This window comes from Stenotrophomonas sp. 10L48 (genome assembly GCF_056395105.1).
Genome location: NZ_JBFTIX010000002.1, coordinates 345,819 through 358,038, shown reverse-complemented (window position 1 = coordinate 358,038; position 12,220 = coordinate 345,819). Strand labels below are relative to the sequence as shown.

The 12,220-nt window shown below is 68.6% G+C and carries 6 protein-coding genes; 1 reads left to right on the top strand and 5 read right to left on the bottom strand.

The genetic code is table 11. The features are described 5' to 3' along the window. Nucleotides 1–6: 6 nt before the first annotated feature. The 4 genes from AC1DCU_RS05010 to AC1DCU_RS04995 are packed head-to-tail and all read right to left on the bottom strand — an operon-like array spanning nt 7 to nt 8,469. On the bottom strand, nt 7–2,679 hold the full coding sequence (locus AC1DCU_RS05010) for a glycoside hydrolase family 3 protein (protein WP_442251917.1): 2,673 nt from the start codon (nt 2,677–2,679) through the stop codon (nt 7–9). Next, nucleotides 2,676–4,367: a glycoside hydrolase family 43 protein gene (locus AC1DCU_RS05005; protein WP_478013504.1), complete on the bottom strand. Its 1,692-nt coding sequence runs from the start codon at nt 4,365–4,367 to the stop codon at nt 2,676–2,678. Before AC1DCU_RS05005 ends, AC1DCU_RS05010 begins: the two co-directional genes overlap by 4 nt. Next, nucleotides 4,367–6,349 (bottom strand): sialate O-acetylesterase, encoded by a 1,983-nt coding sequence (locus AC1DCU_RS05000; RefSeq protein ID WP_442251915.1) that lies wholly within the window; start codon nt 6,347–6,349, stop codon nt 4,367–4,369. The genes AC1DCU_RS05005 and AC1DCU_RS05000 overlap by 1 nt, the downstream gene beginning before the upstream one ends. Continuing rightward, nucleotides 6,346–8,469 carry an alpha-glucuronidase family glycosyl hydrolase gene (locus tag AC1DCU_RS04995; RefSeq protein WP_442251914.1) on the bottom strand — a complete coding sequence of 708 codons (2,124 nt, stop codon included), beginning with the start codon at nt 8,467–8,469 and terminating at the stop codon, nt 6,346–6,348. The genes AC1DCU_RS05000 and AC1DCU_RS04995 overlap by 4 nt, the downstream gene beginning before the upstream one ends. 111 nt (nt 8,470–8,580) lie before the next feature. On the opposite strand from AC1DCU_RS04995, the gene AC1DCU_RS04990 reads away from it, so the two are divergent. Further along, a complete protein-coding gene (locus AC1DCU_RS04990) occupies nt 8,581–9,639 on the top strand; it encodes a LacI family DNA-binding transcriptional regulator (protein WP_032974760.1) in 1,059 nt (352 codons plus the stop codon). Between the two features lie 20 nt (nt 9,640–9,659). Here AC1DCU_RS04990 and AC1DCU_RS04985 read toward each other — a convergent pair whose 3' ends face one another. Further along, a complete protein-coding gene (locus AC1DCU_RS04985; RefSeq protein ID WP_442252323.1) occupies nt 9,660–12,215 on the bottom strand; it encodes a glycoside hydrolase family 3 N-terminal domain-containing protein in 2,556 nt (851 codons plus the stop codon). Between the last annotated feature and the right edge of the window lie 5 nt (nt 12,216–12,220).

The window sequence follows — 12,220 nt, the reverse complement described above, 5'->3', positions numbered from 1 at the left end:
CGCGCATCAGTCACGGTTGGTCTCCACGGTGAACCCGGCCCTCGCGCGGATGTCGGCGCTGGAGCTGCCCACCCATGCCTCGTACGCGCCCGCCGGCACGGCATAGCCGCCGCGCGCGTCGTCATAGTGGCGCAGGGCCTGCTGCGCTTCCAGGTCGAACACCACGGTGCGCCGCTCGCCTGCGGCCAGGTGCACACGCTGGAAGCCGCGCAATGTCTGGCGTGCGTCGCCTGGCCCGGCCTGCAGCCGTCGCACATACAGCTGGACCACTTCGTCGCCGGCGCGCTTGCCCGTGTTGGCGATCTCGACCTGCAACTTGAGTGTCCCGTCGTTGGCGATGCGCGTTGAATCTAGCTGCAGCCTGCCGTAGTCGAAGCGGGTGTACGACAGCCCGTGCCCGAACGGATACAGCGGGGTACCGCGGAAGTAGCGGTAGGTGCGTCCTTCCATCGTGTAGTCGTCAAAGGCCGGCATCGCCTCGTCCGCCTTGTAGAAGGTCACCGGCAGGCGCCCGCCCGGATTGACGTCGCCGAACAGCGCCTGGCCGACGGCAGTGCCGCCGCGTTGCCCGGGATACCAGCTCATCAGGATGGCGGACAGATTCTGCTGCGCCCAGTCCACCGCCATGGCAGAGCCGCCGGTGAGGACCATCACCACCGGTTTGCCGGTGCCATGCAGCGCTTCCAGCAGCGAGCGCTGGGGCGCGGGCAGGCGCAGGTCGGTACGGTCACCGCCGGCGAAGCCCGGGTAGTTGACCTTCATCTCTTCGCCTTCGACGTCGCCGGTGAGGCCGCCCACGAACACCACCACATCGGCGTTGCGCGCGGCCTCCAGTGCCGCTTCGAACGGCGGCTTGGCTCCGGGCATGCGCCACCCCAGGCGGACGCCGGCATCGCGCTCGGCGTCGAAGTACTCAAGCCTCAGGTCATAGGCGCGGCCGGCCTGCAGGTCCAGGTCCACGCCATCGCCGTGCAGGCGATCACTGTTGGCCCAGTGGTCGAGCACCCGCTTGCCGTCCACGTAGAGGCGGAAACCATCGTCGGCGGCCGCCTCGATCCGGTAGCGCCCCGAGACGGGCGGCAGCAACTGGCCAGTCCAGCGGATGCTGAAACCATCGCTGGGGATGCCCTGCCCCGGTGCGGCTTCACCACGGGCCAGCAGGTTGTCGGTCGGGGAACCCCGATCCCAGCGGAATCCGATCTGGGCATCGGTGCGGACCAGGGCCGGAGTGCCGGAAAGATCGGCGGTACGGAAGTACTCGCCGCGCAGCCCGCGCTCCGGGGAGTCAGCCGACGGGCGCAGGTAGGTCGCTTCGATCAAGGGTGTAGCGCTGGGATCGTCGCGCCCTTCAACCAGGTCCACGCCGCGTGCGTAGCTCACCTCGATTCCCTTGGCGGCATCGCGGATGCCCTGCAGGAGGGTGACCGGCGCGGCCGGGGTGCCGAAGTAGTTGCCGAGCAATGCCATGGTGTCATCGGCCGTGGGGCCGATCACGGCGATGCGCTTCAGGTTGCGGGACAGCGGCAGCACGCCATCGTTCTTCAGCAGCACCAGCGATTCCTGGGCGGCCTTCAGGGCCAGCGCATCATGCGCCGGAGCCTGGTTGACCGACGCGGGAATCTGCGCCCAGCGCACGCGCTCGGGTGGGTCGAACATGCCCAGCCGCATCCGCGCGGCAAACAGGCGGGTCACCGCATCGTCGATCTCCGCCTCGCTGATCAGGCCCTGCCGTACTGCCGCCGGCAGCGTGGCGTACTCCTGGCCGCACTCCAGTTCGGTGCCGTTGCGGACCGCCAACGCGGCGGCCGCCTCGCGGCTGGGAACGATCCGGTGATGTTTCCAGATGTCGACGATGGCCCAGCAGTCGGACACCACGTAGCCCTTGAAGCCCCAGTCGCGGCGCAGCACGTCGCGCAGCAGGAACCGGCTGGCGCTGGCGGACTCGCCGTACACCCGGTTGTAGGCGCCCATCACCGCGTCCACCTGCCCCTCTTTCACCAGCGCCTCGAACGCGGGCAGGTAGGTGTCGTACAGGTCGCGCTTGCTCGGGCGCGCATCGAAGTGGTGGCGATCGGCCTCGGGGCCACTGTGCACGGCCAGGTGTTTGGCGGTGGCGTCGAGCTTGCGGTACACCGGGTCATCGCCCTGCAGACCGTGCACGAAGGCCACGCCCATGCGGGCGGTGAGGTACGGGTCCTCGCCGTAGGTTTCCTGGCCACGGCCCCATCGCGGGTCGCGGAAGATGTTGATGTTCGGCGACCAGTAGGTCAGCCCCTGGTAGCGGCCATGCGAGCCCTCACGGAGGAACTGGTGGTGCTTGGCACGGGCTTCGTCGCTGATGGTGCTGGCCACCTGCCCCATCAGCGGCACATCGAAGGTGGCCGCCAGGCCGATGGCCTGCGGAAACACGGTGGCCTGCCCTGCCCGCGCCACGCCATGCAGGCCTTCGTTCCACCAGTCGTAGGCGGGAACGCCCAGGCGCTCGATCGCGGGCGCGGCGTTCTGCATCTGCGCTGCCTTCTCCTCCAGGGTCATCCGTGCGACCAGGGCAGCGGCGCGGTTTTCGAAGCTGGCCGAGGTGTCGAGCCAGGGCGCGGGCTCGGCTGCGTAACCCGTGCCCGCCAGCGCGATGGCAGCGCACAGGGCCAGCGGGCGGAAGATGGGAGTGCGCGTCATCATTTGCTCCTCAATGCACGCTCGTCGCGCGCGAATGGTCCCAGCAGGGCGCCGACGAAGCCGCCTGCACGATCCGTACTCAACACCGTTCCGTCCACGGCATCGGCCAGTGTCTGCCAGCCACGCCCGTCGCCGCTGTCGAAGGCGAACGCATAGCGGCCTTCGTCACCAGCGATCTTCAGGCGCAGCGACGTCGCTGCCGTTGCCTGGCGCGTTGCCAGGGTGCGGGTGACACCGCTGCCGTCGCGCGCTTCCAGGAAGACCGCCACGCGGTCACCGCCGAGGCTGCGCACGCCAAGGAAATACCAGTGGGTCTCGCTCTGGAAAGCTGCCAGGCCTGCGGCCACGCCCGCCGCCGGCCGGGTCATGGCCGTGCTGGATTCGAAGCGCAGGTGCTGCTGGCGCCGGCCGAGGAACGCGGGGTTGCGCAGCGTGTCCAGGTTCTCCGCCAGCGGATGCACGGCCAAGGCCCCCGGTCGCTCGCGCAGGTCCGCCCACGGCTGCCTGGGGATGCGCACGCGCAGCCAGCCGCTGCCGAGTGCCGGCGCATCGAATTCGTCACGTTCGGTGAAATTGCCGGTGGACGGCGCCTGCGACGCTTCGCCCTGCATCCAGGAGGGCGCTCTGGCCACATACGGAATGGCCTGGTTGGCCGGCAGGATCACCGGCCAGCCGTCACGCCATTGCACCGGCAGCAGATAGGTCTCGCGCCCGGTGTTGTAGTGGCGCGTGTCGTAGTTGCGGCTGGCAAGGAACACCGCCCACCATGAGCCGTCCGGCCCCTCCACCAGATCCGCATGCCCGGCATTGGTGATCGGCAACGGCCTGTCGGCGGGCAGGTCACGCTGGGTGAGAATCGGATTGCCCGCATACGGCACGTAGGGCCCCCATACATTACGGCTGCGCAACACCACCTGCGAATGTTGCGGCCCGGTGCCGCCTTCCGCGTCGGAGAGGTAGTACCAGCCATCGCGTTGGTAGATGTGCGGCCCCTCGATCCAGATAGGGTTCCTGGCCGGCTCCACCCCGCCGTCGATCAACACCTTGCGGGGACCTACCGGGGCGAAGGTCGCCAGATCAATCTGCTGCATCCAGATGGCACGGTGGCCCTCGTAACGTGGCGGGCCGGGCGGTACATCGTTGTTGAGCAGATACACGGTGCCGTCGTTGTCGAAGAACAATGACGGATCGATTCCATCGATGCCAGGCAGCCAGTGCGGGTCGGACCAGGGACCGGCAGGATCACGGGCGGTAGCGATGAAGTTGCCGCCGCTGTCGACGGCCGTGGTGACCACGTAGAACATGCCGTCGTGGTAACTGATGGCCGGCGCGAAGATACCGCGCGACACGCCCAGTCCGTCGAAGTCCAGCTGCGACGGTCGGTCGATCACATTGCCGACCTGCTTCCAGTGCACCAGGTCCACGCTTTCGAATACCGGGATGCCCGGGAAGTAGGTGAAGCTGGAATTGACCAGATAGAAGCGCCCGTTTGCGGCGACGATGCTGGGGTCGGCATGGAACCCGGCAAGAATCGGGTTGCGATAGTGCCCGGCCGGCAACGGCGCATCGAAGGCCACGTCGCGACCGCTGTACTCGAACCAGTCGAAGTAGACCGGCGGCGCGGGCGGCGCTGCCCACGCCTGCGGCAGCAACGACATCAACACGAGTACTGGAGCCAGCAGCAGACGCATCAGGGAACCTCCGCAGGGGTGATGGAAAGCTCGAACGGGCCGGCGGGCGCCCCACTGCTGTCGCGCAGGGTGCACACCGGGCCATCGGCCCAGCAGTAGCGCACGCGCCCGCCCGCGTCTGCCAGCGGGCTGCGCAGCACGACGTCGTGCCCGTGCAGCACCGCGTCGGCGTAGTGGCAGTGGTGCGCATCGGCGTCGCACAGCTCGAAGCCGATGGGGCCGTTCGCGCCGGTCGTGACCAGGGTGCCGGTGATCCCGTTGAAGCGGATACGCACGCCGGCGCGCGTGGCCGATGCTTCGCGTGCAGTTGGGCCGGCGGGCGCCAGGCTGCGCTCGCCATAGACCACATGGCGCGCTGCCCGCGCCAGCCGCCGGCCCAGTTCCTGCTTGTTCGGCGGGTGGATGTCGTAGGCATCGCCGATGTCGATGGCCACGGCCAGCCCGGTGCGCGGGTCTTCCGCCGCAGCGAGCCGCTGCGCCTCGCGCACCTGCGCCCAGCCACTTTCAACCGGCGCCACGGGTGGCTGGCCATAGCCGGCCAGCTGCACCAGCAGCAGCGGCGTGTGCGCGCCGAACCGCCCCCGCCAGTCGTCACGCAGGCTGCGCAGGCGTGCGAGGTATGCCGTTGCGTCACCGGTGTTGGATTCACCCTGGTACCACAGCATGCCGCGCAGGCCATAGGCACCCAGCGGCGCGATCATGCCGTTGTACAGCGTCGACAGTCCCGTGGCGGCGTGCCACGGTGCCAGCGGCGGCGCCTGTGCGCCGGGCGCCACCCGGTACTGCCAGCGGGCATCCAGCTCGATGCGCGTACCGTCATCCAGGCCGATGGCGTGCGCGCTCGCGGGCCCTGCAAGGCCGCCCTCACCGTAGGTGTCCAGGACATTGATCACCACGGTGTTGGCGCCGGCTTTCAGCAATCCGGCTGGCAGCGCATAGGTTCGCCGCTCGCCCGCACCGTACTGGCTGCCCACGGCCACGCCGTTCACCCAGGTCATGTCCGTCTCGTCGATGGGGCCGAGCTCGAGCTGTGCGCGCTTGGCGGCCTGGTCGGCGCTCAGTGTCACCTGGGTGCGGTACCAGACCATGCCGTTGTAGCCGGCCAGCGCTGGCACACCCCAGCGCTCCCACGCCCCGAGCGTGGCAGGGGCGCGTTGCCATCCACGGCTGTCGCTGCCTGGCTGCCAAGGTGCATCGGCGGCGGCGGCATCGGCGCGTGTTGTCCACCAGTGTTGCCACTGCTGGCCCCAACGTTCGTTTGCCGCCGCCGGATCACGCGCGTACAGCGCGAGCACGTCAAGCGCTGGGCCCAGGCCACCCTGCATGCGCAGGGCATTGCTGCTGGTCCAGGCCTCGATACGCGAGCCGCCCCACGCTGCCTGGATCAGCCCCATCGGAACGTCGACGGTCCTGCGCAGTTCACGCGCAAAGTAGAAACACGCGGCGGAAAAGTCACGCACGGTGTCCGGTGACGCGGGGCGCCATGCCACAGATGCGGAAAAATCACTCTGCGGTGAAACCGCCGCCGCCTTCGGCACGGTGAACAGGCGGATCCCCGGTTCCGTAGCGGAGGCGATCTCGCTGCCTGCATCAAGCGCGCGCCACACCGGAAGCTCCATGTTCGACTGCCCGGAACACAACCAGACATCGCCGATCTGCACGTCGCGCACGATCTGGCTGGCATGCCCGGACCGGACCGACATTTCGTAAGGTCCGCCGGCTGCGGCAGGCGGCAGCGTTGCGTGCCAGCGGCCATCGCCAGCCGCGTGCGTGCTGACAGCGCGCCCGGCAAACGCCACGGAAACCGGGGCGCCCGGCGTGGCCTGGCCCCATACCGGAATCGGCCGGTCACGCTGCAGCACGGCGTGATCCTGGAACAGCGGATGCAGCAGCGCCATCGTTGGTTCCTGTGCCGCTGCACGCGTGGCGCAGCCGCCCATGGCAACCAGCAGCAGCCATCCCACCCACGACGTCGGCTTCATCGGCCATCTCCTGGCGCGGAGGGAAACTGCAGGGCCTGGTACCAGACCAGCGGATGCGGCGGCGCGGCTTCGCCTGCGGGCAACGGTCTGCCGCTCACCGACTGGAAGTACGCCACGCTGGCATCGCGCCACCACTGTGCTTCGCGCTGCTGGATACGCAGGAAGGCCGTGACCTGCGCATGCCGTTGCGCATCCACCTTGCCCTGCAGCCCCGCCCAGGTGGCCTGCATGCCCTGCACCTGCCGTACCCCCCGCGAGTAGCGCCCGACCAGTTCGTCCCACAGCGTCCGCCCCGAAGCCATGCGGTGATTCCACGGCACGTGGTGGAACCACAGCAGCAGCGGCTCCGGAACCCGCGCCAGATCGCCATACTGCTCGGCCACGCCGGGGGAATACTGGGCCACGGCGTTGCTGCCGCGTGCGGTGCGGTCGAAGCCGATGCCGTTGTGATCCGCACGGTGGTAGTACACCGACGTCCAGTCCGCGCGCGGGCCGACATCGACCCATGGACCGGGACCATAGTGGTGCCCCCGCGCCATCAGATGGTGCAGGCCCAGCGGCGTCATGTAGTTCACCGCAGCCTCGCGCGAGGCCATCATCATCCCGACGATGGGCTGCACCACGCCGGGATCGGCCGAGAACGTCAGCGCCGCCCAGTCCGCCGCGATGTCCTGGGCCGATTGCCGCGGATCCCACGCAAGGCGCCCGAAGGCGTACCAGTTGGCCTGGTCGAAGTGCGATCCACTCCAGGTGCGGTCGGTGCCGATGTTGGCGACCCCGGCCATGCCGGCCAGGGACTGCGCCACGGTGGCCCCCTTGCCGCGTATGCGGGTGTCGGACCGCAGCACTTCCTCGTACAACGGCCCCAGGTAAACCAGATGCGTGGCAAAGCCCAGGTACTCCTTGGTGATCTGCACTTCCATTACCAGCGGCGTGCGCGGCATGGCTCCGAACAGCGGATGGAACGGCTCACGCGGCTGGAAGTCGATGGGCCCGTTCTTCACCTGCAGCACCACGTTCGGGCGGAACGCACCATCCAGGCCGGCGAATTCGCTGTAGGCCTGCGTGGCGCGGTCCGCAGGAACGTCGTGCGCATAGACGAAGGCGCGCCACATCACCACGCCGCCGTGCGCGGCCAGCGCATCCGCCAGCAGGTTGGCGCCGTCGGCGTGCGAGCGGCCGTAGTCCTGCGGGCCGGGCTGCCCTTCCGAATTGGCCTTCACCAGGAAGCCACCGAAATCGGGAATGCGCGCGTAGATCTGCTCGGCTTTGTCGCGCCACCAGCGTTGCACGGCCGGGTCGAGCGGATCGGCGGTGTCGAGCCCGCCCAGCTCGATGGGTGCGCTGAAGCGTGCACTCAGGTAGACACGGATGCCGTACGGACGGAACAGATCGGCCAGTGTTGCCGCTTTGTCGAGATAGTCCGGCGCAAGACTCTGTGCGTTTGCATTCACGTTGTTGAGCACGGTGCCGTTGATGCCTACGGATGCGTTGGCGCGTGCATAGTCGGTGTAGCGCGGGTCGCGCCACTCCGGCAACGTCTGCCAGTCCCACAGTGAACGGCCTGCGTAGCCACGTTCGACATGGCCATCCAGGTTGTCCCAGTGATTGAGCACGCGCAGCCGGAGCCGTGGCGATTGACGCACATCGAGAGCGTCCAGTGCCGCGCCCGTCTGCAGCAGCCGCAGCAGATGGAACACCCCGTACAGCACGCCGATATCCCGCGGTGCGGCGACCAGCAGCGCATCGCGCCCGCCCACCTGTGTGCGCTTGAGCAGGTAGCCTTCCTCGCCCAGCGGCTGCATCTGCGCACGCAACGGCGCGATCAACGCCGAAGACTGCGGCGTACCCAGCACCAGCATAGGGCCGGTGGCTGCCGTACCCGCCAACTGCGGAGCGCTGCCGAGCAGCCCGGCCAGTCCACGCTGCAGTTCATCGCGCGCGGCGCGCTGCGTGGCTGTGTGATCAGGGGCCACCACCTGCCCCAGGCGGGTGCGGTAGTCGGCAGCGAGGGCCGGTTCGAGCGGAACGTAGCGCATCCACAGGGCATGGCCGTCCTCTGCGCGCGCGTCGCCCATGCAGGCCAGCAGCGCCAGCAGCGCCAGCACGGCAGCGAACATCCAATGACACCGCTCGCCATCCGGACCGGACCGTTGGGCGGCCGGCAAACCTTGTAAGCTCCGGACGTGCGCGGGCTTCGGCAGCGTCACAGAGAAGAACGGGAGCGCGTATTGGACAAGCCGAAGAAATCGGTCCGCCGCAAAACCAGTGGCGTGACGATCGACGAGGTGGCGGCCCTGGCCGGAGTGTCGCCGATGACGGTGTCGCGGGCGATCAACCAGGGCAAGGTGCGCGACGTCACCCGCGAGCGCGTGATGCGCGCAGTGCGTGAACTGGGCTATACGCCCAACCTCGCCGCCAGTTCGCTGGCCGCCGCGCAGCACACGCGTATTGCACTGATCTACACCGACCCCAGCGGTGCCTACCTGCGCGAACTGCTGGTCGGCCTGCTGCGCGTAGCGTCCAACGCTGCCATCCAGCTGGTCATCGACTACTGGGACGAGCCGGGCCCCGCGGCCCAGCGCAAGGCCGCGCGTGCTCTGGCCGGGCGGGTGGACGGCGTCATCCTGCCGCCGCCGCTGTGCGAATCGAAGCCCGTGGTGACCGAGCTGGTCAAGGCCGGCATCCCGGTGGTGGCTATCGCGCCGGGTCACCTCGGCAATGACATTTCCTGCGTGCGCATCGATGACTTCCACGCCGGCAGGGAATTGGCTGAACACCTGATCCAGCAGGGCCACCGCCGCATCGGCTTCATCTGCGGGCGCACCGACCTCAGTGCCAGCGCGCGGCGCTATGACGGCTTTGTCAGCGCGCTGCACGACGCCGGGCTGGAGGTCGACCCCGCCCTGGTCGAACAGGGCGACTACACCTACCGCTCCGGGCTGGCCGCTGCCGAGAAACTGCTGTGCCAGCCCAGGCCGCCCACCGCAATCCTGGCCAGCAACGACGATATGGGCGCGGCGGCGATCTCCGTCGCGCACCGGCGTGGCCTGGAGGTGCCCCGCGACCTGTCGGTGGTCGGCTTCGATGACAGCTCCGCCGCCACGACGGTCTGGCCCGAGCTCACCACCATCCATCAGCCCATCGCCTCGATGGCCGATGCCGCCATCGAGATCCTGCTGCGCACCATCCGCCGCCGCAGCGAGGGCGTGCGCGTGTTGACCGACCACGTGGTGCCGCACCGGCTGGTGGTGCGCGATTCGGTCACGCGCCCACCCGGTTCCCGATAGCGCAGGACGAAGCGTCACGGTCACGCGCCTGCGCACCCGATGCTGGTCTCCGCCTCGTTCAGGGCGCCCAGCGCGACACGTGACACCGACAGTGTCATCGCCCCCGCCGTTCCGATCGACCACGGGCGATCCAGCTTGCCGACGTCCGCACCTGCGGCTGCAAGGCACTTCAGCGGCACGCCCACGCGCGTCCATTGGCCCACCGGCAGTTTTGCCAGCGTCGACGTGAGCGCAATGCGGGCCGAGCAGCCCGTGCCGCAGCCCACCGCCAACCAGGCCTCGCCACGGGGTGCAGACTCCACCCGCAGCGTGGTCAGCAGCATCAGGTCGCCGTTGCTTTCGCGCTGCAGGTCCAGTGCCGTGTGTGACTGCAGCGCGGCAACTGCCTCAGCCTTGCCCGACCAGGCCAGGCGGCGGCCGTCTTCCTGTGCCAGGTGGTCCACGCCGGTGACCTTGAGCAGATCGCCCTCCAGGGCCTCCGGCACCTTGGTGACCGTGACGCCCTGCCCCGTGCTGTTCTGCAGGCGCAGAGCCATGCCTGAACCGGCTTCGCCGCGCGCGAAGAAGACGCCGGCGGCACCTTCATTGCCGGTTACCCCGGAGACTTCCGGCAGCGCCGCCAGATCGCCGTTGTCGGCGTAGGACAGGCCGAAGCCGAAGGCGAACTGCGGGTTGTAATCCTTCTGCCCCACATTGTTGGCGTACTGCGTCGCCGTGCGCGGCCAGCTGAAGCTCAACCTGCCCTTGAAATCGTGCTGCACGCTGCCATCAGGCCTGCGCAGCAGCACGTCGGCAACGCCAGCACCTTCCGAGCCGGGCAGCCACGCCGCCACGAACGCATCAGCGGCGTTGATCTCGCGGTTGACCCACAGCGGGCGTCCGCTCAGGAACACGGCCACCACCGGAATGCCGTCGGCCTTCAGCCGCTTGATCAGGTCAAGGTCGGCATCGTCCCCCGGCTTGTAGGCCAGCGTCGGCAGATCGCCCTGGAACTCGGCATACGGGCTCTCGCCGAATACCACCACGGCCACATCCGGCTTCGTTACATATTTCCCATCGACCGCCAGCACTGCCTCGCCACCCGCGGCCGACGCCTGCTGGGCGATGCCCTCGTAGATCGTGTCCGCATTGGGGAAGTCCTTGCGGGTCGTGCCGGTGCCCTGCCAGTTCAGCGTCCAGCCGCCGGCCTGCTTGCCCACGTCGTTGGCGCCGTCACCGGCCACCAGGATCCGTTGCTTGGGCGACAGTGGCAACACGCCCCTCTGGTTCTTCAGCAGTACCAGCGATTCGCGCACCGCCTGCCGTGCCAGCGCACGATGTTCCGGTGCGCCGATGAGGGCGAACTGGCCGCCGACCGCACGTGTGGACGGCTTGCCGGCCTCGAACAGACCCAGCCGCATCTTGACGCGCAGGATCCGGCGCACCGCCTCGTCCAGCCGTTGCTGGCTGATGGTGCCGTTCTTCACGGCGGCCAGCGTGGTCTCGTAGAAGCCCTTCCAGCTGTCCGAGGCCATGGCCATGTCCAGGCCCGCATTGATGGTGGCCGGGCAATCGGTGGTCGTGCAGCCCTTGACCTGCCCGTGGCCGTTCCAGTCGCCCACCACGAACCCACCGAAGTGCATGCGGCCCTTCAACGCATCGGTCAGGTACTGCCTGTGGCCATGCATTTTTTCGCCGTTGACGCTGTTGAAGGAGGCCATGACGGTCTGCGCGCCTGCAGCGATCGCCGGCGGATAGCCGGCCGCGTGGAAGCGCGCCAGGTCCGCTTCGCTGATCCGGGTATCCCCCTGGTCCTTGCCATCGGTAGTGCCACCGTCGCCGAGGAAGTGCTTCACCGAGGCGATCACATGACGACCATCGAGGAACGCGGGCGTACCCACTTTGCCCTGCAGCCCTTCGACCATTGCACCGGCATAGCTGGCCACCACCTCGGGCGATTCGGAATAGCCCTCATAGGTGCGCCCCCAGCGGTCGTCCTGCGGTACCGCCACGGTTGGTGCGAACGCCCACTCCATCCCGGTCGCACGGGTCTCCAGCGCGGTCACCTCGCCGATCCGGCGCAGCATATCCGGGTTGCGGGCCGCGCCCAGGCCGATGTTGTGCGGGAACAGCGTCGCGCCGATGATGTTGCTCTGCCCGTGCACGGCATCAATGCCGAACAGCACCGGAATCGCTTTGCCGCCGTTGGAGGTGTCCATCGACGCCGCGTAGAACGCATCGGCCAGCGCCAGCCATTCGGCCGGCGCGGCATCGTAACGGCCACCGGGATCTGAATTGCCACCGGCCAGGACCGAGCCCAACCGATAGCGGCGCACGTCGTCGGGCGTGATGCTGGCGATATCTCCCTGCACCAGCTGGCCGACCTTTTCCTCCACCGTCATGGTGGCCATCAGGTCGGTGATGCGCTTTTCCAGCGCGGGGTCCTCGGCCAGTGGCCAGGCGACCTGCGGCCACGGGTCCGGCGTCGCGGCTGCAGTTGCAGCTGCTTTCTCATCCTTGCCGCAGGCCGCCAGTGCCAGCAGCAGCGTGGTCAGCAGCACGCCAGCGTGGGCGCGTCCAACGTGTCGATGGGTCATCGCGT